The sequence below is a fragment of the Massilia sp. AB1 genome, assembly GCF_018119385.1.
GTDB lineage: Bacteria > Pseudomonadota > Gammaproteobacteria > Burkholderiales > Burkholderiaceae_D > Telluria.
Genome location: NZ_JAGKSG010000017.1, coordinates 1 through 22,687, shown reverse-complemented (window position 1 = coordinate 22,687; position 22,687 = coordinate 1). Strand labels below are relative to the sequence as shown.

Annotated in this window: 15 protein-coding genes; 7 read left to right on the top strand and 8 right to left on the bottom strand. The window is 67.7% G+C overall.

What is annotated here, in order from left to right; translation table 11 throughout:
• Window positions 1–130 precede the first annotated feature (130 nt).
• Window positions 131–1,642: a DUF3369 domain-containing protein gene (locus J8847_RS11815; RefSeq protein WP_211524907.1), complete on the top strand. Its 1,512-nt coding sequence runs from the start codon at window positions 131–133 to the stop codon at window positions 1,640–1,642.
• Between the two features lie 165 nt (window positions 1,643–1,807).
• Here J8847_RS11815 and J8847_RS11810 read toward each other — a convergent pair whose 3' ends face one another.
• Both J8847_RS11810 and J8847_RS11805 read right to left on the bottom strand, forming a co-directional pair.
• Window positions 1,808–3,739, bottom strand: a complete 1,932-nt coding sequence (locus J8847_RS11810) for a GAF domain-containing sensor histidine kinase (RefSeq protein ID WP_211524906.1) — start codon at window positions 3,737–3,739, stop codon at window positions 1,808–1,810.
• Window positions 3,740–3,847: 108 nt separating this feature from the next.
• Window positions 3,848–4,348, bottom strand: coding sequence for a hypothetical protein (locus J8847_RS11805; protein WP_211524905.1), 501 nt, complete (start codon window positions 4,346–4,348; stop codon window positions 3,848–3,850).
• Between the two features lie 576 nt (window positions 4,349–4,924).
• Here J8847_RS11805 and J8847_RS11800 point away from each other — a divergent pair.
• Window positions 4,925–5,296 carry a hypothetical protein gene (locus tag J8847_RS11800; protein WP_211524904.1) on the top strand — a complete coding sequence of 124 codons (372 nt, stop codon included), beginning with the start codon at window positions 4,925–4,927 and terminating at the stop codon, window positions 5,294–5,296.
• A gap of 167 nt (window positions 5,297–5,463) precedes the next feature.
• Entirely contained in the window at window positions 5,464–8,124 is a 2,661-nt protein-coding gene (locus J8847_RS11795; protein WP_211524903.1) for an EAL domain-containing protein, read from the top strand.
• On the opposite strand, the gene J8847_RS11790 is transcribed toward J8847_RS11795, so the two are convergent.
• Both J8847_RS11790 and queC read right to left on the bottom strand, forming a co-directional pair.
• Complete coding sequence (locus J8847_RS11790) at window positions 8,121–8,864, bottom strand: metallophosphoesterase (protein WP_211524902.1); 744 nt, start codon at window positions 8,862–8,864, stop codon at window positions 8,121–8,123. The genes J8847_RS11795 and J8847_RS11790 overlap by 4 nt on opposite strands.
• 14 nt (window positions 8,865–8,878) lie before the next feature.
• Entirely contained in the window at window positions 8,879–9,589 is a 711-nt protein-coding gene (gene queC / locus J8847_RS11785; protein WP_211524901.1) for a 7-cyano-7-deazaguanine synthase QueC, read from the bottom strand.
• Between the two features lie 162 nt (window positions 9,590–9,751).
• On the opposite strand from queC, the gene J8847_RS11780 reads away from it, so the two are divergent.
• The gene (locus J8847_RS11780) at window positions 9,752–11,590 is read left to right on the top strand and encodes an autotransporter assembly complex family protein (protein ID WP_211524900.1); all 1,839 of its coding nucleotides are present in this window, start codon (window positions 9,752–9,754) and stop codon (window positions 11,588–11,590) included.
• Window positions 11,590–16,041: a translocation/assembly module TamB domain-containing protein gene (locus J8847_RS11775; RefSeq protein WP_211524899.1), complete on the top strand. Its 4,452-nt coding sequence runs from the start codon at window positions 11,590–11,592 to the stop codon at window positions 16,039–16,041. Before J8847_RS11780 ends, J8847_RS11775 begins: the two co-directional genes overlap by 1 nt.
• Here the strand turns inward: J8847_RS11775 and J8847_RS11770 are convergent.
• Window positions 16,038–16,205, bottom strand: a complete 168-nt coding sequence (locus J8847_RS11770) for a hypothetical protein (protein WP_211524898.1) — start codon at window positions 16,203–16,205, stop codon at window positions 16,038–16,040. The genes J8847_RS11775 and J8847_RS11770 overlap by 4 nt on opposite strands.
• Window positions 16,206–16,316: 111 nt before the next feature.
• On the opposite strand from J8847_RS11770, the gene J8847_RS11765 reads away from it, so the two are divergent.
• Window positions 16,317–16,835 carry a hypothetical protein gene (locus J8847_RS11765; protein ID WP_211524897.1) on the top strand — a complete coding sequence of 173 codons (519 nt, stop codon included), beginning with the start codon at window positions 16,317–16,319 and terminating at the stop codon, window positions 16,833–16,835.
• Between the two features lie 103 nt (window positions 16,836–16,938).
• On the opposite strand, the gene J8847_RS11760 is transcribed toward J8847_RS11765, so the two are convergent.
• From J8847_RS11760 to J8847_RS11750, 3 genes are read right to left on the bottom strand one after another with little or no spacing between them, the layout of a single operon-like run.
• On the bottom strand, window positions 16,939–19,761 hold the full coding sequence (locus J8847_RS11760) for an ATP-binding protein (RefSeq protein ID WP_211524896.1): 2,823 nt from the start codon (window positions 19,759–19,761) through the stop codon (window positions 16,939–16,941).
• Between the two features lie 8 nt (window positions 19,762–19,769).
• Window positions 19,770–20,498, bottom strand: coding sequence for a hypothetical protein (locus J8847_RS11755; protein ID WP_211524895.1), 729 nt, complete (start codon window positions 20,496–20,498; stop codon window positions 19,770–19,772).
• Window positions 20,491–21,864 carry a hypothetical protein gene (locus J8847_RS11750; RefSeq protein WP_211524894.1) on the bottom strand — a complete coding sequence of 458 codons (1,374 nt, stop codon included), beginning with the start codon at window positions 21,862–21,864 and terminating at the stop codon, window positions 20,491–20,493. Before J8847_RS11750 ends, J8847_RS11755 begins: the two co-directional genes overlap by 8 nt.
• Before the next feature lie 244 nt (window positions 21,865–22,108).
• On the opposite strand from J8847_RS11750, the gene J8847_RS11745 reads away from it, so the two are divergent.
• Complete coding sequence (locus J8847_RS11745) at window positions 22,109–22,519, top strand: GntR family transcriptional regulator (RefSeq protein WP_211524893.1); 411 nt, start codon at window positions 22,109–22,111, stop codon at window positions 22,517–22,519.
• The last annotated feature ends 168 nt before the right edge of the window (window positions 22,520–22,687 follow it).

Below are 22,687 nucleotides of genomic sequence, written 5' to 3'. Positions count from 1 at the left end.
TTCGCCAACACTTTTAATATTGCCTGTTGTTAATGATCATGAGCCATACTACAATCAACTTGACTCGCGGCTATCTTTTTCCCAGGCACGCGCCCCGTTAACTCCATCATCACGGTATCGGAACACGTTTATGTCCTTCCTGTCCTCCGCCGCGCCCAAGCTGGCACCATGGAAAGTGTTGTTGGTCGACGATGAACCCGATATCCATGACATCACCAAGCTGACCCTGTCGCGCTTCCGCCTGGACGGCCGTGCGTTGTCCTTCGTGCATGCCTACAGCGGGGAAGAGGCGAAGCAGGTGCTGGCGCGCGAGAAGGACATTGCCCTGGTGTTCCTGGACGTGGTGATGGAGCGCGAGGACAGCGGCCTGGAAGTGGCGCGCTGGATGCGCCAGGAGCTGGATAACCAGTTTACCCGCATCGTGCTGCGCACCGGCCAGCCGGGCCAGGCGCCGGAAGAGCGCGTGATCGTCGACTACGACATCAACGACTACAAGGAAAAGACCGAGCTCGATCGCACCAAGCTGTTCACGACCACCTTCGCCGCCCTGCGCGCCTACCGCGACATCATGAAGGTCGAGGAAGCGCGCCGCGTGCAGCACAGCTACCGCGAAGGCCTGGAGCGCGTGATCGCGGCCTCGAGCCACCTGTTCAAGCAGCGCAGCCTGAAAGACTTCGCCAACGGCCTGCTGCAGCAGGTGGTGGCGCTGCTGCGCCTTGAACAGAGCATGCTGCTGCGCCTGAAGGGCGCCAGCGTGATCACGGGCGAGAGCCAGTACGAAGTGCTGGCCCAGATCGGGGACCTGGGCGGCGACGAGATCGGCCCGGAACTGGTGGCCCAGCTCGACGACGCACGCCACAACCGCATCTCGCGCCTGCACGGCGACACCTATGTCGGCTACTTCCCGAACAACAGCGGCAAGGCGTCGCTGCTGGTGCTCAAGGGCGTGGAAGAGATCTCCGAAATCGACGCCCAGCTGCTCGAAGTATTCTGCTCGGGCGTGACGATCGCCTTCGACAACATCCTGCTGAACCAGGAAATCACCGATACCCAGGCCGAGCTGATCCTGCGCCTGGGCGACGTGGTCGAATCGCGCTCGAACGAAGCCGGCAACCACGTGCGCCGCATGTCCCAGGTCTGCCACCTGCTGGCCCAGGCCTCGGGCATGCCGGACGAAGAGACGGCGGTGCTGATGCACGCCGCGCCGATGCACGACGTCGGCAAGATCGCGACCCCGGACGCGGTGCTGCTCAAGCCGGGCCGCCTGACCGAGGGAGAATGGGAAATCATGCGCCAGCACCCGACGGTCGGCCTGCAGATCCTGGACGGCTCCTCGCGTCCGATCCTGAAGGCGGCGGCGGTGATCGCGCACCAGCACCACGAGAAATTCGACGGAACCGGCTATCCGCAGGGGCTGAAGGGCGCGGACATCCACCCGTACGCGCGCATCGTGGCCGTGGCCGATGTGTTCGACGCGCTGAGCCACAAGCGCTGCTACAAGGACGCCTGGCCGGCCGAGAAGGTCACCGAGCACCTGCGCGAGGTGGCGGGGCATCATCTCGATCCGTATTACGTCGACCTGCTCATCAAGAACATGGACAAGGCGATCGCGATCAACAAGAACTGGCCTGACGCGGATTAATCAACCGCCTGCGTCACCTTTCACCACCAGCTTCAAAACCGTCATCCCGGCGAAGGCCGGGACCCAAGTTTGCCCGCAGACCCACTGCGTTTGACTAAGTGGCTGCGCTACGGACTTGGGTCCCGGCCTTCGCCGGGATGACGTTTACAAGGAGCGGGCTGACGTTTAGGCCGCAGCCTTTTCCTTGCGCTGCGAACGCGGGAACTTCAGGTGGTACTGCAAGCCCTTCCCCGGCGCGCTCTCCACACGCACGGTGCCACCGAGCGCCCCCGTCACCAGGTTGTACAAAATATGCGCCCCCAGCCCGCTGCCGCCCGCGCCGCGCTTGGTGGTGAAGAAGGGATCGAACAGCTTGTCCAGCGTGTCCTGGTCCATCCCCATCCCGTCGTCCGCGTAGTCGAAGGCCACCATGTCGTCCTCCACCACCGCGCGGATCGCAATCGTTCCCGCCTGCTCGCGCTCGAAGCCGTGCACCAGCGAATTGACCACCATGTTGGTGAGGATCTGCGACACCGCGCCCGGGAAGCTGTCCAGCACCAGGTCCTTCGGGCAGTCCAGCTCGACCTTGACCGGCCGTCCCTTGAGCTTGGGCTGCAGCGACAGCAGCACTTCGTTCAGGTAGGTGTTCAGGTTGAAGCTGCGGATGTCGTCCGAGGACTGGTCCACCGCCACCTGCTTGAAGCTGCGCACCAGGGCCGCCGCGCGCTGGGTGTTGGTGGTCATGATGCGCAGCGACTGGTCGACGATGTCGAGGAAGGCGTTCAGGCTGTCCTCGGTCATCTCGCCCGCCGCCAGCTCCTCGCGCGTGAGCTTGAGCTCCTGCACCAGGTGGCTGGTCGCCGTCACGCAGATGCCCAGCGGCGTGTTGATCTCGTGCGCCACGCCCGCCACCAGGCGGCCCAGCGAGGCCAGCTTTTCCTGGCGCACCAGCTCGGCCTGGGCCTCGACCAGGACAGCGTTCTGCTCTTCCAGGCGCTCCTTGGCCTTGCGGATCGCGCGGTCGGCCTGCATGCGCGCGATCGCCACCGCCACGTGGCTGGCCATGAAGGCCAGCAGGTCGAGGTCGGCTTTCGTATAGACGATGGACGGGTCGTAGCTCTGCACCACCAGCACGCCGTAGGGCTGCTCGTGGACCAGCATCGGCGCGCCCATCCAGCTGGCGATGTCGGTATTGCCCAGCGGTTCCTTGACCAGGCCGCTCGCCACCAGGCGGCGGAAACTGCCGGTGTCGTGCAGCTGGGCCTGCTTGCTCGACAGTACATAGGAACACATCGCCTTGCCGAAGGGGAAGCGCTTGAGCGGCGCCTCGTCGTCCTTCTGGTCGACGAAATAGGGAATGCTGATTTCCTGGGTCTCCGGGTGATACAGGCCGATCAGGAAATTTTCCGCCACCATCAGCTCGCCGATGATGCGGTGCAGGCTGGCGCTCAGGATTTCGGTGTCGAGCGCCTGGGCCGACAGGTTGGCGATCTGGTACAGCGCGTGCTGCACCTGCTCGGCGCGGCGGCGCTCGGCCACTTCGACGGCAAGCGCGGTGGTGCGCTCCTGCACCGCGCGCTCCAGCCGGTCCATGCTCTGCAGGCCCTGGAGGGCGTTCGACACATGGTTGGCGATCTGGGTGAACAGCGCCTGGTCTTCCTCGCTGTAGCGGATGCCCTCGGTGTAGCTCTGGATCACCATGGCGCCCAGCGCCTGGTGGTGCTGGTCCAGCAAGGGCGCACCCATCCAGTGCTCGGCGGCGCTGCCCTGTCCCCACTTGATGCCCTTGGCCTCGGCAGCCGCGAAGTCGTCGGCCGTGATCATCAGGCGCTGGCGGTTGACCAGCACCCAGGCGGTGGGCGACTCGTCGGGCGCGGCCAGGGTGATGCGCTCGAAGGCGTCCGGCGTCTCGTCCTCTTCGTCGACGAAATAGACGAAGCGCACCGAACCGTCTTCCTGATCCGACAAGGCCACGTAGAAGTTGGCCGCATACATGATGCGGCCCAGCGCGCGGTGCACCGCGGCGATGAATTCGACGATGTCGCTGCAGCTGGTCGACAGTTGCCCGATCTCGAGCAGCATCGACTGGACCGCTTCCAGCCGGTCAAGACGTTCCATTGCTTCCCCATGTAATAGTTGATTCCCAGGGGAAATAGTACCAGCTTGCACCGCGCCGGAGGAGGTCCGGCGTGGCCGATGTGGCGGATTGCTTACTTATTTATTGAGTCATGCGCGCGGGGCGCGGAAGCCGCTCTCGATCCAGGCCTCGGCCGAGGAGGGCGTCAGCTTGAAGCTGGCCGGCACGCGCACCTTCGCCACCTGCTCGCCCATCTCGTCGGTGGCCGCGAGCATGCCGTAGGGATCGTCGTCGTCCGGCACGATGTCCAAGGTCACCTTGAGCTCGCCCTGTTCGGTCGAGACCACGGTGCTCTTGTGCAGGATCGCGTGCAGGTGCTGTTCGTGGCGGCGGATGACTTCCGAGGCCGTCTTGATCAGGGTGTTGAATGCGTTCACATCGAGCGGCTTGGGGTTCTTCTTGTCGCGCCCCATGGTCCAGGGCCCGACCAGGGCCGGCTCCGGCTCGCCGTCCTTGTACATCGCCACGGCCCAGCCCTCGTCGTCTTCGTTCTTGATGACGCGCGCGGTCCAGCCATTGCCCTGCCACAGGCGGGCTTCCTGGACCGGCGCGTCGTCGTCGGATTGGTGATCGTGGATGTCGTCGTTCATGTTTCGGTTTCCTTCCGCGGGCCGCAGCCCAAAGCAGAGATCATAGAGGAAACCGGGCACATGAAGAAGCCCGCTTAGCTAGCCCGCTTCGCTACCTTTTCGTGCGGACAATATTAACTAGTGTGCAACGCGCGGGCAACGCCAGTCCGGCCCCCGCGGCGGGCGCAGCGGCGGGCCCGGCGGCACCGGGCGCGGATCGACGGCCGGTGGCGGTGTGTGCCGATTGAAGGGATTGATGATGATCGGCGGTATCGTAGGCGGCGCCGATGGCGGGCCTTTGGGACCGCTGTTGGCCAGCACCGGATGCGGTTCAGCCAGGTGGTCCCGGATTCCATGAAACTCAGCGTACATAGGATCCCCCTGTCACAGAGCAGGCTGTCAGTATAGGAAACAATCTGCGCATTACAAGGAAAAATCGGCGCCTGCTCGGCCTGTCGCGCGGGCTGGCCGCTCGCCCCGCAAAAAATGCATTTTGTCGCATACCGATGGTTCGCCGCGGCGCCCGGGCCTACAGTAGAACCATGCAAAGCGCACTGTCCGAAACCGCTGCGATGCCCTAACCTCAAGAGGACCGCCATGAAAAAGTATGCCCCGTATATCCTGATCGCCCTGTTTGCCGTACTGCTGTGGGACATGTTCGACACCGGCATGCACTTCCATCTCGATGGCGAAGAATTCGACGGTCCTTTCGGCGCGCTGCTCGGCATGCTGCTGGCGGGCGGCGGCACCCTCCTCGGCCTGCTGGTGATGACGGTGGTCGGCGTAGTGCTGGCAGTGGTGTTCGCCGGCGTCGGCGTGATCCTGCTGGGCGCGCTGGGCCTGGGCGCGGTCTCGCTGGCGGTCCTGATCTCGCCGCTGCTGCTGCCCCTGCTGCTGCCGGTCGCCCTGGTCTGGTACCTGGCCAGCCGCTCGCGCAAGGCGCGCCTGGCCAAGCCTGTCGCCGCCTGACCGACTTACTGATCGCTTCACCGATTTCCTCGCTTACCTCCTCCTTCACGGCCGGGTTCATCCCGGCCGTTTTTTTCGCCCCCTGCCGCCAGGCATCCCGCGTGCCTCCAAAGCAAGCGCCGATGTAAAATCGACACACCGGTCGATCGACCACTCGGCGGACAGGCATGCACACACCGGACCATCCAGCACGATCACGAACCCGCCCCTATCCGATGGCCAGGCTGGTCATCATCGCCTCCGGGCTCATCGCCGCGCTGGGCATGGTCACGGCCTCGATGCTGTACGCCAGCTACGAGGACACGCTGCGCGACCAGAAGACCAACCTGCGCAACATCGCCATCATCTTCGCCGCCCAGACCACCGGCGTCGCGCAAGCCGTCGACAGCGCGCTGCAGCGCGCCGCGAGCGCCGTGCGGCGCGGCGACCCGGCTGCGCTGGCGCCCCTGCTGGCCGAGGAAAGCGCTGGCCCGGCCCATGCCTACCTGCTGCGCATCGCCGCTTTCGACGCCTCCGGCAAGCTGCTGGCCAGCTCGCGCGCGGACCACAGCGCCGCCCGCGCCCTGCCCGCGCTCAGCGCCCCGCCGCCGGGCGGACCGAGTCCGCAAATCGCCATCCACGCGGTCGACCGCATGAGCGGCCGCGGGGTCATCAACTTCACGCGCCATGTGTTCGACAACGCCAGCCGCCACATCGGCACCGTGGTGGCGCAGGTGGACTCCGCCCACTTCGAACGGATCTACCGCCTGATCGACCTGGGGCCGGGCGGCTCGGTCACCCTGTTCCACCGCGACGGCACCATGCTGATCCGGGGCCCGAGCTTTCCGGAAGGGATAGGCCGCTCCTTCCTGGATACGCCGCTGTTCAAGAGCTATTTGCCGCAGGCGCCGCGCGGCAGCATCGAGACGCTCAGCCCGCTCGACGGCATCCCCCGCCTGTACGGCTACGATACGGTGGAAGGCTTCCCGCTGGTGATCATCACGGGCCTGAACCGCGAGGCCGCGCTCGAATCCTGGTACGGCCGCCTGTGGACGGCGCTGGCCTTCTACCTGCTGCTGTCCGCCGTGCTGTCGGTACTGGCCTGGCGCGTGGGCAGCGACACCCGCCGCCAGTTCCGCCTGATCGAACTGCTGTCGGCCAGCGAATCGCGGCTGGCGCGCCGCTTCGATTACCTGGCCTCCCTGATCAACGCGGTCGGCGCCCCGATCTGGGTGCTGGACAGCGCTCGCCGCATCGTGCTGGCCAATGAAGCCTTCGGGCGCCTGGTCGGACGGCGCCCGGAAGACCTGATGGAGATGGAGGAGCGCGCCGTGCTCGGCGAGGACGCGCAGCGCGAACGGCGCTACCAGGCGGTGCTGGAACAAGGCAGCAGCGCCGAGTCGATCAGCACCATGCGCGACGGCGGCGGCGAAGCGCGCACCGTGATCGAGCTCACCGCCCGCCTCACTGGCGAAGGGGGCGACGCGCAGCTGGTCACGGTCCTGACCGACATCACCGAGCGCGAACGGGCCGAGGCGCGCCTGGCCTACCTGGCCGAATTCGACGTGCTCACCGGACTGCCGAACCAGAGCCAGTTCTGGCGCCTGCTCGAGACGCGCCTGCCCGCCGCGGCCACGGGCGAACGCAGCCTGGCCGCCATGGTGCTGGTGTTCCAGCGCCTGCACGAGATCGTCGACCTGCTGGGACGCGACGCCGGCGACCGCGCGCTGCGCCGCATCGGCGACCAGCTGCGCGCGGCCTGCGGCGAAGCCGGCGCGGTTGCGGGTATAGTGGCCCGGATTCGCGGCGCCGAATTCGCCTTCCTGCTCGACGCCGCCGCCAGCCGCGGCGCGGTGGAGCGCTTCGCCATGCAGGTGCACGACCTGCTGTCCGCGCCCTTCTCCCTCGACGGACGCGACTTCTACCTGGAGCCGGTGCTGGGCGTGGCCATGTTCCCCCAGGACGGCCACAGCGCCGACGAACTGTACCGCGCCGCCCAGAACGCCTGCAGCGGCCATGGCGTGGAGGTCGGCGAGGCGGTGCACTTCTTCTCGGCCAGCATGCACAGCAGCCTGGACCAGCGCCTGACCGTGGAAGCGCATTTGCGGCGCGCGCTGGAGCGGCGCGAACTGCGCCTGGTGTTTCAGCCCAAGGTCACCATCGACGGCGAACGGATCGTCGGCTTCGAGGCCCTGATGCGCTGGAACAGCGCCGAACTGGGCGAGGTGTCGCCGGCCCAGTTCATCCCGATCGCCGAGCGCACCGGCCTGATCATCCCGATCGGCGCCTGGGCGCTGGAGGAAACCTGCCGCCGGATGCGCGACTGGGCCACGCAGCTGGGACGCCCGGTGAAGGTGGCGGTGAACCTGTCGCCGCGCCAGCTGTACCAGAAAACCCTGCTGGACACGATCCGCCGCTGCATCGCCGAGTACGGCGTCGGCGGCGGCTGCCTGGAGCTGGAGATCACCGAGACCGCCCTCATGAGCCGCGAGGAAGAAGTGGACGTGCTGATGCACGAGATCCGCGCCCTGGGCGTGGAGCTGTCGATCGACGACTTCGGCACCGGCTATTCGAGCCTGGCCTACCTGAAGCGCTTCCCGGTGGCGCGCCTGAAGGTGGACCGCGCCTTCGTGCGCGACCTCGACCGCGACGGCGACAGCGCGGCCATCGCCCTGTCGATCGTCAACCTGGCGCGCGGCCTCAAGCTCAAGGTGGTGGCCGAGGGCGTGGAGACGGCCGGGCAGCTGGCGATCCTGCGCGGCATGGCCTGCGACGAATACCAGGGCTTCCTGTTCAGCCCTCCGGTGGAGCGCGATGCGGTGCCGGAGCTGGTCCGGCGCTACTGCTAGATACCTTCGATCAGCCGCATCGCGAACACCAGCGGCAAGCCGGCCGCGATCACGCGGCGCGCGGCCGCGCCGTGGTCGTAGGGCACCCGGAAGAAGCACAGCTCGCGCGTACTGTCGTCGTAGATGGCGTAGCAGGCGGCATTGTTGGCGTCGCGCGGCTGCCCCGCGGCCCCGACGATCGCCAGATAGCGGTAGCGGGGATCCAGCGCGATGCAGCTGCCGGCTTCCGGCACCAGGGTGCCGAGGCGGCCGTCGTCGGCCAGCCGGTACAGGGCCGGCACGTGCACGTGGCCCGAGAACACCAGGCGGCAGGACGTCGCGCCCAGGCTGCGCATCGCCTGGGCGGAACCGGTCACGTATTCCCATTTTTCAGGCTGCCAGGCGCTGGCGTGCACGAACAGCGCGTGGCCATGCTGCTGCATCAGCGGCAGGCCGGCCAGGAAGCCGGCCTGTTCGGGAGAGAGCTGGGCGCGCGTCCATTCCAGCACGTGCAGCGCTTCCGGATGCATGCCGGGGCGTTCGCTGTGGGTGGCGGCGTAGTCGTGGTTGCCCTGGATCGCCAGCGCGCCCCGCGCGACGTAGTCCATCACGGTATCGACCACCCAGCCGGGATTGGCCCCGTAGCCCACCAGGTCGCCCAGGAAGGCATACTGGTCGGCGCGCTGGCGCTGGGCGTGCGCCAGGCAGGCCTCGACCGCCTCGCGATTGGCGTGCAGGTCGGTGAGGATGGCCAGGCGCATCGGGCGGCCCCGTGTCAGGCTGCTTTGCGCGCCTTGTACTGGGCGTAGCCGCGCGCGCGCAGTTCGCAGGCCGGGCAGGCGCCGCAGCCGTGGCCCCAGTCGTGCGCGGCGCCGCGCTCGCCCAGGTAGCAGGTGTGGGTATCGAAGCGGACCAGGTCGACCAGGGCTTCGCCGCCTTCCTGCTCGGCCAGCTCCCAGGTCTGGGCCTTGTCGATCCACATCAGCGGCGTCTCGACCTTCAGGCGCGTGGCCATGCCCAGGTTCAGGGCCACCTGCAGCGCCTTCATGGTGTCGTCGCGGCAGTCCGGATAGCCCGAGAAATCGGTCTCGCACATGCCGCCCACCAGCACGTTCAGGCCGCGGCGGTAGGCGACCGTGGCGGCCACCGTCATGAACAGAAGGTTGCGGCCAGGGACGAAGGTGTTCGGCAAGCCGTTTTCCTGCATCGCGATCGCCACGTTGCTGGTGAGCGCGGTGTCCGAGATCTTCGAGATCAAGGACAGGTCGATCATGTGGTCCTCGCCCAGGCGCGCATCCCATGCCGGGTCCAGGGCGCGCATCTTGGTGAGCAGGTCGGGGCGCACCTCCAGTTCGATCGCATGGCGCTGGCCATAGTCGAAGCCGATCGTTTCCACGCGGGCATAGCGTTGCAGGGCCCAGGCGAGGCAGGTGGTGGAGTCCTGGCCGCCGCTGAACAGGACGAGTGCGGTGTCTTGGGAAAGCATGATCGATCTCTGGAGAAAGTAGCCCGAACGGGCGCGGAAAACCAGGAATTCTGGCACAAAACGGGCGTACCGTGTGCTCCGGCAGGCGCACTGCACCGTTTAGCGTTCGCCATCAATTTTGCCAATCCATTAAGATTGCAGAAGCATTCACATTGGAGGAATATGTTTCCCGAAAGATCGATCATCCGCCCATGCCCGGCGCCCCGCTTAGTGCTCGGCGTCGGCGCTCTATTATGCGCGTCGGCCGCAGCGGCGCAGGGGATCGATTACACGGTGCGCATCGACGCGCCGCGTCAGCTCGAAGAGCTGCTGGAAGACAACCTGGACCTGGTGCGCTGGCGCGGGAATGCGCGCGTGGACCTGGAGCAGCTGCAGCGCCTGGTCAAGGAAGCGCCCGAGCAGGTCAAGACCCTGATCGCCACCGAAGGCTATTACTCGCCCAAGGTCTCGGCCGGGCTCGACACCAGCGGCGGCCGCCCGGTGGCGCGCGTGATCGTCGATCCGGGCGAGCCGGTGCTGGTGGGCGACGTCGACCTGGTGCTGCGCGGCTTCGTCCCCTTCGACAAGGGCGCGGCGCCTTTCGATGCGAACGCCCTGCGCCAGCGCTGGAGCCTGCCGGTGGGCGCGCGCTTCGTCCAGGGCGACTGGGAGGGCGCCAAGCGCGACCTGCTGCGCGCGGTGGCGCAGACCCGCTTCCCGCGCGCCCAGCTGGTCGAGACCAGCGCCACCGTCGATCCGGACGAGCGCCGCGCCCTGCTGCGCGTGGTGATCGACAGCGGTCCCGAGATGCGCTTCGGCGAGCTGCGCATCCGCGGCCTGAAGCGTTATCCGCGCAACGTCATCACCAACCTGAACCAGATCAAGCCGGGCGACGAATACAGCGAAGCCGCGCTGCAGGCCTTGCAGTCGCGCCTGCAGGACACCGGCTACTTCAGCAGCGTCGAGGTGAGCGCCGACATGCGCGCCGTGCTCAACGCCGAGCTGGAAGACCTCAAGGACGGCGACGAGGACGGCGCCTCCAGCCCCCAGACCCCGGTCGGCCCCACGGTGCTGCCGGTGCTGGTGCGCGTGACCGAGAACAAGCGCAAGAACGTCGAGGTCGGCGTCGGCTTCTCGACCGACACCGGCGCCCGCGCCCAGCTCAGCTACGACGACCTGAACGTGCTGGGCAAGCGCATGAAGAGCGACCTGCTGTACGAGCAGAAGCGCCAGACGGCGCGGGTCGACTTCTTCTGGCCCACCAAGCCGAAGGGCTACAACGACAGTGTCGGCGCCGGCATCGAGCGCAACGACGTGCGCGGCGAGATCACCACCACGGCCACCGTGGCGGCGCGCCGCAGCTGGGGCTCGCCGCTGCTGGAGCGCAGCCTGGTCCTGGAAGCCCTGTTCGAGGAACGCCAGGTGCCGCCACAGCCCAAGACCCGCACGCGCAGCATACCGCTCACCTACACCATCACCAAGCGCAAGCTCGACAGCCTGATCCAGCCGACCAACGGCTATGTGATCAGCGGCCAGCTGGGCGGCGCGGCGCTGCCGATCCTGACCGACGAAAAATTCCTGCGCCTCTACCTGCGCGGCCAGGCGTTCAAGCCCATGGGCGAAAGCGGCACCCTGGTGCTGCGCGGCGAGTTCGGCGCGGTGGCGGCCAAGGAAAAGCTGGGCGTGCCCTCGGTCTTCCTGTTCCGCGCCGGCGGCGACCAGTCGGTGCGCGGCTACGGCTACCGCGAGCTGGGCGTGCGCGAGAACGGCGCCATCGTCGGCGGCAAATACCTGGCCACGGCCAGCGCCGAATACCAGTACTGGTTCCGCCCGCCCTGGGGCGTGGCCGTGTTCTACGACGCCGGCAACGCCGCCGACAAGGTCGGCGACCTCAAGCCCAAGTCGGGCTACGGCGTCGGCGCGCGCTGGCGCAGCCCGGTCGGCCCGATCAACGTCGACCTGGCCTATGGCCACGCATTGCGCAAGGCGCGTCTGCACTTCTCACTCGGGTTCACGTTCTGATGGATACCAAGGACACTCCTCCTGACCAGGCCCAGGCTCCTGCTCCCGCGCCGCGCAAGCGCAAGTGGCCGCGCCGCGTGGCGATCGGCGTCGCCATCACCGGCGTGCTGGTCGGCGGCGCGCTGTGGTACCTCGGACGCGAGACCACCCTGCAGATGATCGCCCAGCGCGTGGCCAAGGCCAGCGGCGGCAAGCTGACCCTGAGCGGCGTGTCCGGCTCGCTGTACGGCGCCATGCACATCGAGCGCATGGTGTGGCGCACCGACGAGCAGCTGGTAATCGCCAACAAGATCGACCTGCAATGGTCGCCGCGCCAGATCGTCTCCAGCGGCGTGCTGGTCGACAGCCTGCACGCCGCCAGCCTGCGCATGGAGACCTTGAAGGAAAGCGACGAGCCCACGACGATGCCGGCTTCGCTCGCCCCGCCCTTCCCGATCGCCGTCAACGACGCGCGCCTGGCCCAGGCGACCTTCGTGAACCAGGGCGCCGAGACCCGCATCGACAACATCCGCCTCAAGCTCAAGGGCGACAAGCAGAGCTGGGTGCTGCGCGACGCCAGCGCATCCACGCCCTGGGGCCTGGTGGCGGCCAACGCCAGTATCGGCTCGCAGCGTCCGTTCAAGCTCGATGGCGCCGCCAGCCTGACGCAATCGGAGGCACTAGCCGGGGCACGGGCCGCCCAGCTCAAGCTCAAGGTCGGCGGCGACCTGAATACCACGCTGGTGGACGCCAGCGGCCAGGCCGGGCGCGCCGTCGGCGACGGCCGCCTGGAGCTGTCGCCCTTCGCACCCATCCCCTTGCGCGCCGTGCGCATCAACGCCCGCAACATCGATCCGGGTTTCTTCAACCCGGCCCTGCCGACCGCCGACCTGACCCTGGCCGTGAACGGCCGGCTGGACGACAAGCGCAATGGACAATATACAATCGGCGGCAGCGTGAATCTCACCAATGACGGCCCGGCCGGCACCATCGACCAGCAACGCCTGCCGCTGCGCGCCATGCGCGGGCAGCTGGGCGGCAGCCTGGATGCGCTGCAGGTATCCGACGTGCTGATGGACTTCGGCGCCGCCGGCCGCTTCACCGGCGTGGGCGGCGTGGAGCGCGGGAAGGACGAGAAAGGCCTGGGCACGGCCCGCTTCACCCTGCATACCGACCGCTTCGACCTGAAGGGCATCCACGGCAGCATGAAGCCGACCGCGATCCGCGGCGGCATCCAGGTGACCAACGAGGCGACGCGCCAGACCCTGCAAGCCAACCTGGCCGACAAGGGCATGCGCCTGGCGGCCCTGGCGACCCTGGAGAACAATGTGCTGACCCTGCGCGAGGCGCGCCTGGCGGCCGGCGCCGGCAGCATCGATGCCAGCGGCAACCTGGACCTGACCGGCAACAAGGCTTTCAAGGGCGTGCTGAACGCCAGCCGCTTCGATCCGTCCGCGCTGGGCGACTATCCGGAAGCCGACATCAACGCCAGCATCAACGCGGCCGGCGCCCTGGCGCCCGCCTGGCGCGTGGACGCCGACTTCGCCGTGCGCCGCAGCCGCCTGTTCGGCCAGCCGCTCGCCGGCAGCGGCAAGCTGCACGCCGACGCCAAACGCATCAGCGGCATCGACGCCGACCTGGCCCTGGGCCGGAACACGGTCGCCCTGAACGGCGCCTTCGGCGGCAAGGGCGACCGCCTGCAATGGCGCGTCGACGGCCGCGAACTGGCCGCCGTGCGCAGCGACCTGTATGGCGCGGTGACGGCCAGCGGCGTCGCCACCGGCACCATGGCGGCGCCGCGTACCACTTTCGAAGTGAACGCCCAGGGCCTGGGCTGGGTGGCGAAGCAGCGCCAGAACAATGCGGGCAGCCTGCGCGCCACCGGCGAGGCTTGGCTGGCCGGGCCGGAAGGCGCCAAGGCGGTCGAGGTCAAGGCCAGCGGCACGGCCCAGCGCTTCAACCCGGCCGCCTTCGGCTCGCCGCTGGCGGGCGACATCAACGCCGTATTCGACGCCAGCGGCCGCGCCGGCAAGGACTGGCGCGGCGCGCTCGACCTGCGCGTGCAGGACTCGACCCTGGCCAAGTCGCCCTTCTGGGGCCATGCGAAGCTGGCCGCCGACCGGCGCCATGTATCGAACGCCGACGTCGACCTGCATGTCGGCCCTAATATCGTGGCGGCGACGGGCAGCTTCGGCGCAGGGAGCGACCGCCTCGACTGGCGTGTCGACGCGCCCCAGCTGGCCGCCCTCGGCCCCGACTACGGCGGCGCGCTGCGCGGCGCGGGCACGGTCTCCGGCACCATGGACACGCCTTCGCTGAACGCCAGCCTGAACGGCGAGAACCTCAAGCTGCTCGGCAAGCACACGGTGCGCTCGCTGCGCGCCAGCGCCAACCTGGGTTCGGGCCGCGGCGCACGCGATCCTTTCGTCACCGACGTGCAAGTCCTGGACTATGCGAGCGGTGAAACGCGGGTGGCGGTGCTGAGCCTGAAGTCGGAAGGCACGCGCGGCGCCCATACCGTTCGCCTGGCGGCGCGCGGCGAAACCTTCGACGCCAACACCGAGGTGCGCGGCGCCCTGGCCGGCGACACCTGGAACGGCACCCTGGCGGCCCTGCAGAACCGCGGCCGCTACGCCATGAACCTGGCTGCGCCGGTGCCCCTGCGCATCGGCGGCGCGCCCGGCTCCGGCATCATGGGCCTGGCCAAGCCGGAACGCATCGCCTTCAATGGCGCCGTGATCAAGCTCCCCTCGGGCAGCGTCACGGTCGACCTTCTTACCAAGAACGGCCCGCGCTGGACCAGCCGCGGCCACGCCGACAACGTGCCGCTCACCTGGCTGGCCCAGTTCTCGCCGGCGCTGCGCGAGAACGCACGCGGCGACCTGACCCTGGGCGCCCAATGGGCGCTCGACCTGCGCGCTCCGGCCGTGGCCGGCGGCGCGCCCGCGCTGGACGGCAATGTGCGCGTGTTCCGCGAACGCGGCGACGCCATCGTGGGTGGCGACACGCCGGTACCGCTCGGCCTGCGCCAGTTCGAGGCCAGCGCCAACGTGGTCGGCAGCAAGCTGCGCGTGCGTCTCGACCTGGATGGCGCCCGCACCGGCAAGGCCAATGTCGAAGCCAACGCGCAGCTGCTGCGCGGCCGCCTGGACCGCGACAGCCCGCTGCGCATGTCGGCCAATGCCGACATGGCCTCGATCGCCTGGCTGGCGCCGCTGGCGGGGCAGCCGGGACTGGAACTGGACGGCGCGCTGCGCCTGGCCCTGACGGGCGGCGGCACCATCGGCACGCCCAGCCTGAACGGCAATGTCAGCGGCGACAACCTGGCGGTGCGCTGGGCCGAGCAAGGCGTACGCCTGCAGAACGGCCAGCTGCGCGCCCAGCTCGCGGGCGACCGCCTGGAGCTGCAGCGCCTGGCCTTCCAGGGCCGCCAGGGCAGTGCCTCGGCCGAAGGCTTCCTGCGCTTCTCGAGCGGCCTGGCGGCCGCCGACCTGCGCCTGACGGCGGACAAGCTGGAAGCCCTGTCGCGCCCCGACCGTACGGTGGTGGTGAGCGGCCAGGCCTCGCTGGTGCGCGACGCCAGCCGCTTCGAACTCGAAGGACGCTTCAAGGCCGACCGCGCCCTGATCGAACTGGCGCCGCAAGGCCGCCCGACCATGTCCGACGACGTGATCGTGCTGGGCCGCGGCACCAGGATCGTGCCGTCCAACGAAGAAAAGGAGATGCCGCTCGCGGTCGACCTGCGGGTCGACCTGGGCGACGAGTTCCGCCTGCGCGGCATGGGCATCGACGCCACCCTCGCCGGCAATGCGCGGGTGCGCAAGACCGGCGCGCGCCCGCCTCGCGTGAACGGCACCATCCGCGCCGTGGACGGCACCTATGCCGCCTACGGCCAGCGCCTGGCGATCGAGCGCGCCGTGATCACCTTCAGCGGCGCCTACGACAACCCGGCGCTCGACATCCTGGCGGTGCGCAAGCGCCCCGAGGGCGAGCAGCTGTCCGAGACCAATGTGGAAGCCGGCGTCCAGGTGCGCGGCACCGCCCAGGCGCCGCAGGCGCGGCTGGTGTCGACGCCGAACGTGCCGGACAGCGAAAAGCTGTCCTGGCTGGTGCTGGGCCACGGCATGGAGGGCACCAGCGGCAACGAGAAGGACGTGCTGGCCGCCGCGGCCGGCGCCCTGCTCGGCGGCAAGGGCGGCAGCGGCGGGATTACCTCGAAGCTGAAGAATTCGCTCAACGTGGACGAGCTGGGCCTGAAGCAGGCCAATGGCCAGGCGAATGGCCTGGAAGGAACGGTGGTGACGGTGGGCAAACGCATTTCCTCGCGCGCCTACCTGAGCTTCGAGCAGGGCGCGACCACGGCCACGAGCCTGGTGCGCCTGCGCTACAAGCTCAATCCGCGCATTACCCTGCAGTTCCAAACCGGCACCAATACCGCCCTGGATATCCTGTATTCCTGGGCCTTCGATTAGTGCAGGATACTCGGTTTGTGATCGGGTATCGGCTCTTCGTTTTGCGGGGTATGGTGGCCGGGCTGGTGGTGCGGATGCGGCGCATCGAAGGGTTCGGGCGCCGGTTCTTCGATCGGAACCGGGTCGGGTGCGCGGTGGGCTTGCACGGGAACAACTGTGTACATGGCCGGGATCTCCTCGAATCTAGGGGAAAGATCACCTTACCATGATGGGCCCCGGCCCGGCGCTTGCCTTACAATGCCGGATTCCTCATCAACGCACTTCTTCGAAGCACCATGGAACTCACGATCACCACCCTGGCCCTGCTCGTCCTGACGCCCCTGCTCGTCTGGCGCATCTACCGCCGCATCAAGGACCGCATGGCGCGCCAGCGCTCGATCGTGTCGCGCCATTACACCGGCATCCTGGTGTTCGGGGCGATGATCCTGGTGCCGGCGGCGCAGTTGCTGGGCAATCCATACAACTTGGCGGCGCTGCTGGTGGGGGCGGCGGGCGGGATTGGCTATGGGGTATGGGGACTCAAGCTCTCGCGCTTCGAGGATACGCCGCAAGGCTACTATTTCACGCCGAATGCGCGTCTTGGGATTGTGATGGCCATGATCTTCGTGGCGCGGATTCTCTACATTGGTGTCGAGATCTATTCGAACCAGGGCAAGGGGGTGACGCCGGAGCGCTTGACGGATTCGCCGCTGACCATGCTTTGCGTGGGGCTCACCGCGGGGTATTTTGGGTGCTATTCGGCGGGGCTGCTGCGCTGGCGCCGGAAGATGCGCAAAGAGATCGATATGGTGTAAGTTCACACTGTTCTTGCAAACTTGGGTTCCGGCCTTCGCCGGAACCCAAGTTTCTCAGCACGCCACGAACATAAAAAAGGGACCCTCACGGGTCCCTCCTGCATCAAGCAGCCTTCGCCGCCTCTTTCCTCCGCTGCAGCACGAAGATCGGCTGCGCCCACTGCACATCCTTCTTCTTCTTGCTCGTAATGAGCGTCAGCTCCGAAGGATCGTAGACGTCCGTGTTATGTGTCAGCGGCGTGGTCATCAGGTACTGCGCATCGGTATTCTTCAGGAACTCGCCCACCAGCTGGATGTTGCGGATATCCAGGTGCGCAAACGGTTCGTCGATGAACACGAAGCCGCCCGAGCCTTCCTCCGACTTCAGCAAGCCGATCAGGAGCACCAGCGACTTCATCACCTGCTGGCCGCCCGATGCCTCGCCGTCGTTCATGCCGATCTGGTCCTTGCCGTCGAACTTGAAGCGCACGTGCAGTCCGGCCTGGGCCAGCTGGACGTCGTCGTTCTCCAGGCGCACCGGGTCGGCCTGCACGTCGATGCCGGCCAGTTCGCCCAGTTCCTTGATGTTCTTGGTATAGGTCTTGATCGTGTAGCGCAGGCGCTCGATGTAGGCCCCGCGCGCATTGCTCGTGGCCTCGATCGCGCGGTTGTTCTGGTAGCGGCGCTCTTCGGTCTCGGTCTGGCGGTTCTGCAGCTGGTCGTTCAGGCGCTGGTACTGGTCGATCACGGTCGGATCGAGTTCCCAGTCGTCGCGCGCCAGCGCGTGTTCCAGCGACTGCAGGCGCAGGTTGACCTGGTGCGCATTCTGGTGCTTGGCCACCAGGTCGCCGCGCCAGTTGGCGTTCTTCCAGTTGGCCGGCACGTGGCGCCAGCTGCGGCGCATGTCCAGCAGCGCCTTGGCGTGCTCGGTGCGTTGTTCCAGCTGGCGGCGGTGGTTCAGGCGCATGCCCGCTTCCGCTTCCGACAGCGCCATGCGCGCGTTCTGCCACACGGTGTCGGCGCGGGTGCGCGCTACCGTCGCGTTCTTGCTCAGGGTTTGCAGCTCGCCCAGGCGCGCGCCCACTTCCAGGCGCTCGGTGCGCAGCGGCGCCACCGAGCGCGCGGCTTCCTCGAACTCGGCCTGGCGCGCGGTCAGTTCCTTGGCCGCGTCCACCCCCGCCAGGCGCGCCTTCAGGCCGCCCACTTCCGCGGCCAGCTTGGAGATGGCCAGGGTCAGCGCGTCTTCCTGCGCTTCCAGGTTCGGCAGCAGTTTCTGGATCGCTTCCAGGCGCTGGGTCTTGCCCGCCGCGCCGAAACGGTAGCGCGAGGGCTCGACGAACAGCGAGCGGCCGCCGCGGCGTTCGCGGTGGTAGGCGTCCGGCGTGATCCATTCCTCGGCGCGGGTCTTGAAGCCTTCGTCCACCGAATCCACGCGCTCGATGCGCGCCAGCTGGTCGATCAGCCAGCCCGGCGCCTTGCTGGAGAAGTTCACCACCGACAGCAGGCTGTCGTCCTTCACGACCGGCGCCTCGACGCAGTCCGGCACGATGAAGTGGCGATAGCGTTCCTTCTCCGCCAGGCGGTAAGCCGCCGGGGCATCCTTGGCTTTCTCGAGCAGCACCACCGAGGCGTAGCCGCCCAGCACGCCCTCGACGGCGCCCTGCCACTTCGGATCGGTCACTTCGACGATATCCGAGAGCATGGCGTGGGCGATGCCTTCGTCGCGCAGGGCGCGGCGCATCAGGCGCTGGGCTTCCGGTTCCGGCATCGCGCTCTTGCCCTGCAGGGCCGAGATGGTCGCCATTTCGCCGGCGATCTTGGCCGAGATGGCGTCGCGCTTACCCTTCTGGCGCGCCAGTTCCGCTTCCTTTTCTTCGAGCTGCTTGGCGACTTCCGCAATGTCGGCGCCGGCGTCCGCCGCCAGCTTCTGCAGGCGGTCGCGCTGTTCCAGCACGCTTTCCATCGGCTTGAGGCGGGCGTTGACCTGGTTCAGGCGGCTCGCCAGCTCGGTGCCTTCCTGCTCCAGCTGGGTTTCCAGCTTCTGGGCCTCGGTCAGGGCGCGCTGCTGGGCCGCGAGCTGGTTGCGCTTCTCGGTCAGCATGCTGTCGGCCTGGACCAGCGGCTTGCGTGCCTCGCGCAGGTTGCGGCTCATGGTCGCGGCCTTCTCGCGCGCCTCGTGGTATTCCAGCGCCGGCAGCACTTCTTCCTTCAGGTCGCGCTTTTCCTTGTGCAGGTCTTCCCACTGGTGGTAGTTGGCGACGCGCAGGCGCAGGCCTTCCAGGTTGATGCGCGAGGTTTCCAGCTCGGCCTCGAAGCGCTTCAGTTCCGTCTCGGTGTCGCGCTGGTGGCGCTTGGCTTCGTCGTAGGCGTCCAGCACTTCCTTGTCGCCGAAGACCTGGAACACCAGGTCGAGCAACTGGCGCGGCGCGTATTCGCACAGCTTGTCGGTCTCGCCCTGCTCCAGCGCCAGCACTTTCGACATGGCCGGCGACAGGCCGGCCGAGGCCAGGCGCTTGCGATAGTTTTCCACGCCGAGCCAGTCGGTGGCTTCGGTGACTTCCTCGATCTCGACGTTACCCGGGCGCATCAGGTACTGGCGCTTCCAGTCGCCGCCGTTCTTCTGCACCTGGCAGAACAGCGTCACCTCGTCGTCCGAGAAGAAGCCCGAATGGCGGAACGGACGGTTCGACAGCTGGCGGCCGACCGTCGCGTTGTCGACCACGGCGCGGATCCAGGCGCTTTGCTGGCCCGAGTGGCGCGCATAGTGCTTGTAGGTGCGCCCCATCGAGCAGTCCAGGCCGAACAGGGTGCGCAGCGCATCCAGCAAAGTGGTCTTGCCCGAGCCGTTCTGGCCCGCGATGGTGATGATCTTGGCGTCCAGCGGGATGTTCTTGATCCGCTGCCAGTAATCCCAGTGGACCAGTTCGAGTGATTTAATGTGGAACATCGGCTATCTCAATTCGGGGTATCGGTTGCTGCTTCGTCGGCCGGAGGGTTCTCGACGACCGGATCGTTGGCCGCTTCGGCGTCGACCGGCGCACGGCGCGGGGCGGCGGCCAGCGGGGCGCGCTTGAACACCTCGGCCAGCGCGCCGTTGATGATGCGCTCCTTGAGCACGTCGGTGTCCATCAGGAGGTCCAGCAGCGGGCCTTCCAGGATCACGTCGCCGCGGCGCTCGATGAAGCCCAGCTTGGCCAGCACGCCCAGGTTCATGTCCATGCGCGTCTTCTTGCCCAGCTTGTCGCCGAAGTCCGACAGCAGCGCGGTGTAGGAGATGCCGATCGAGGTGTCCTCGGCGCGCGGGATCGGCGCTTCCTTGTCGAACATGTCGGTCTGGTCGTCGTCCACCGTGGTGTGGGTTTCCTGGCGCTCGCGCTTGGGCAGGATGATCTGTGCCCACAGCACCACCAGCAGGGCCACGCCGTCGCGGGTCAGGCCGAAGTTGTTGTTCTGCCAGATGTCCTTGGCGCCGAAGATCTTCGGCTCGACGTTGCGGTGCAGGGCGATGGTCACGTGGTCGGCGTACACGTTGTCGAGCAGCTTCAGGCCCGATTCCAGCAGGCGCTTGTCGACCTCGATGCGGAACTGCTCGTCCGACAGGGCGCGCTTGACCATCTTGTCGTCGCGGCGCAGGGTCTGGTGCGTCAGCAGGCGCGCGATCAGGATTTGTGCATCGTCATTCATTGGGCGTACTGCTTTCGGAAGAATTCAAGGAGAGGGTGGCGACCGACATGGCGGCCACTTCCGGGTCATCCAGCGGGATCATCTCGTCCACCGGTTCGAAGTTCAGCGGCAGGCGCGCCAGTTCGGCGGTCGGGCCCTGCAGGCTGGCCTCGGCGGCGTCGCCCAGCAGCGGCAGCAGCGAGGCGCGGTAGGACGCCACGGCGAAACTGGCCGGCAGCAGCGACTCGTGCAGCTGGACTTTCTTCGGGCCGCTCTCGGAAAACTCGGGGAAGTTGCCCAGGTTGGCGAAGTCGGCCAGCTTGTTGATCCAGTCGTTCAGCTCCAGCTGACCGGCCGGGTTGTCGTTGATCGTGGTGGGCGCATCCTGGCCGCTCGGCAGGCCTTTCGGGCCGGTCGAGGTGACGCGCTCGGCCAGCAGCTCGGTCTCGGCCACGTCGATCATCTCGGCCGGGGTGGTGAACAGCGGCACCACCGGGCGGTCGATCGCGCCTTCGGCCAGGCTGGCCAGGTCGTCGTGGGCCAGCAGCCAGCGCTTGACGTCGGTGGTCGACAGGCCGGACTGGCCCAGGTGCACGCGCTGGCGCTCGATCTGGTTCAGGGCGCGCGAGAACATGCCCTGCATGTTCAGCAGCGCCGACTGGGCGCGGCCGATGGCCTGGGCCGCTTTATGGGTGGCGGAGTCGGCGCGCTCGTCGGTGGTGATGGCGCGCAGGATGGCCGAGCCCTTCTCCACCCAGTCGCAGGCCATGTGCCACTTGGCCTGCGAGGTGCGAAGGCGGAATTCGGAACCGGAAGCGATCGCGTCGCGGAATTCCTCGGTCAGTTCCACCAGGCGGCCCAGCAGGTGCTTGAGCTGGTCCACCGTGACCCCGCCCACGGCCTGGGCGCCGGCCACCTGCGACAGCAGGAAGCCCATCTCGGCGTCGTCGTCCTCGGGCTTGCCCAGGGCCAGCAGCGTATCGAGGGCGGACAGCACGTTGCGCGCCAGCGGGGTGATGCGGTACACCGCTGCCGGGGCGTCCCAGGCCAGCAGGCCATGGGTGCGCAGGCGGTTCAGCACCGTCTCCAGGCTTTCCGGGATCAGGTAGGCCAGCTTCTGGTTGATGTCCGCGCGCGAGAAGGCCGAGCTGGCGGTATCCCCGGCCAGCTCGCGCAGCACCAGCAGGCGCACCATGACGCCGTCCTGGGTGCCGTGGAACAGCGCCGTGAACGCCGACAGCATCGGCTGTGCGCGCTTGAGGTGGAACACCTGCTCGATCTCGTCGGGGGCCACGCCTTCATGAAAGTGGGCCTGCAGCGGATCGTCTTCCTGCGCTGTCGTAAAGGAGTCTGCGGCCAGAACCGCGCCGCCAAGGTGGTCGATCATCGTGTGGAATACCAGTCTTCTTGCGCGGCCAGACCTGCTCCGCGGGGGCGTCAGTATAACAGTTAAGCCCAGGCAATTTGCAGTTTGGCAGGCCTTGGAAGCCTGTCAATGGCAGGAATGACACAGGAAAACAAGTTGGCAACATTTCAATGATGGCAAGCTTCACTGGGGCATGCAGGGTGTATTGACTGCCTGGCAAGCGAGTGCTACTGTACTACCCGTAATAGTACAGATAGGAGACAGCATGAGCCGCCGCGCCCCTTTGATGTTAAGCATCGCCACCGGCGATGCCCGCCCGATCAACCGCCAGATCGTCGACGGCGTGCGGCGCCTGATCGCCACCGGCGAACTGCCCGTCGGCGCCGTCCTGCCCAGCGTACGCGGCCTGGCCCAGCAGCTGTCGATCAATCCGAACACGGTGGCCAAGGCCTACGGCGAGCTGGCGGCCGAAGGCTGGGTCGAGTCGCGCGCCGGCCTCGGCCTGTTCGTGCTGCCGCCGCGCCAGCTGCTGTCCGACGCCGAGCGCGCGCGCCGCCTGGACGACGCCGTCGGCCGCTTTACCGCCGATGTGATCGGCCTCGGCTACAGCGGCCCCGAGGTGCTGGACCGGGTCGCGGCCGAGCTGGCCGACTGCCTGCCGCGCCAGGTCGCCTGAGGAGCCCGCGATGAACGATTACGTGATCCATACCGAAGGCCTGTGCCTGTCCTACAAGGGCAAACTGGCCCTCGACCACCTGAGCCTGCGGCTGCCGCGCGGCGGCGTGCACGCCATCGTGGGGGCCCCCCCGGCCCGGGGGGGGCCCCGCGGGCGGGGGGGGGGGGG

Bases quoted from the DNA above. Each gene is read 5' to 3' on its own strand.
- J8847_RS11815 (WP_211524907.1), top strand. From the start codon at position 131: ATGTCCTTCCTGTCCTCCGCCGCGCCCAAGCTGGCACCATGGAAAGTG.
- J8847_RS11810 (WP_211524906.1), bottom strand. From the start codon at position 3,739: ATGGAACGTCTTGACCGGCTGGAAGCGGTCCAGTCGATGCTGCTCGAG.
- J8847_RS11805 (WP_211524905.1), bottom strand. From the start codon at position 4,348: ATGAACGACGACATCCACGATCACCAATCCGACGACGACGCGCCGGTC.
- J8847_RS11800 (WP_211524904.1), top strand. From the start codon at position 4,925: ATGAAAAAGTATGCCCCGTATATCCTGATCGCCCTGTTTGCCGTACTG.
- J8847_RS11795 (WP_211524903.1), top strand. From the start codon at position 5,464: ATGCACACACCGGACCATCCAGCACGATCACGAACCCGCCCCTATCCG.
- J8847_RS11790 (WP_211524902.1), bottom strand. From the start codon at position 8,864: ATGCGCCTGGCCATCCTCACCGACCTGCACGCCAATCGCGAGGCGGTC.
- queC (WP_211524901.1), bottom strand. From the start codon at position 9,589: ATGCTTTCCCAAGACACCGCACTCGTCCTGTTCAGCGGCGGCCAGGAC.
- J8847_RS11780 (WP_211524900.1), top strand. From the start codon at position 9,752: ATGTTTCCCGAAAGATCGATCATCCGCCCATGCCCGGCGCCCCGCTTA.
- J8847_RS11775 (WP_211524899.1), top strand. From the start codon at position 11,590: ATGGATACCAAGGACACTCCTCCTGACCAGGCCCAGGCTCCTGCTCCC.
- J8847_RS11770 (WP_211524898.1), bottom strand. From the start codon at position 16,205: ATGTACACAGTTGTTCCCGTGCAAGCCCACCGCGCACCCGACCCGGTT.
- J8847_RS11765 (WP_211524897.1), top strand. From the start codon at position 16,317: ATGGAACTCACGATCACCACCCTGGCCCTGCTCGTCCTGACGCCCCTG.
- J8847_RS11760 (WP_211524896.1), bottom strand. From the start codon at position 19,761: ATGTTCCACATTAAATCACTCGAACTGGTCCACTGGGATTACTGGCAG.
- J8847_RS11755 (WP_211524895.1), bottom strand. From the start codon at position 20,498: ATGAATGACGATGCACAAATCCTGATCGCGCGCCTGCTGACGCACCAG.
- J8847_RS11750 (WP_211524894.1), bottom strand. From the start codon at position 21,864: ATGATCGACCACCTTGGCGGCGCGGTTCTGGCCGCAGACTCCTTTACG.
- J8847_RS11745 (WP_211524893.1), top strand. From the start codon at position 22,109: ATGAGCCGCCGCGCCCCTTTGATGTTAAGCATCGCCACCGGCGATGCC.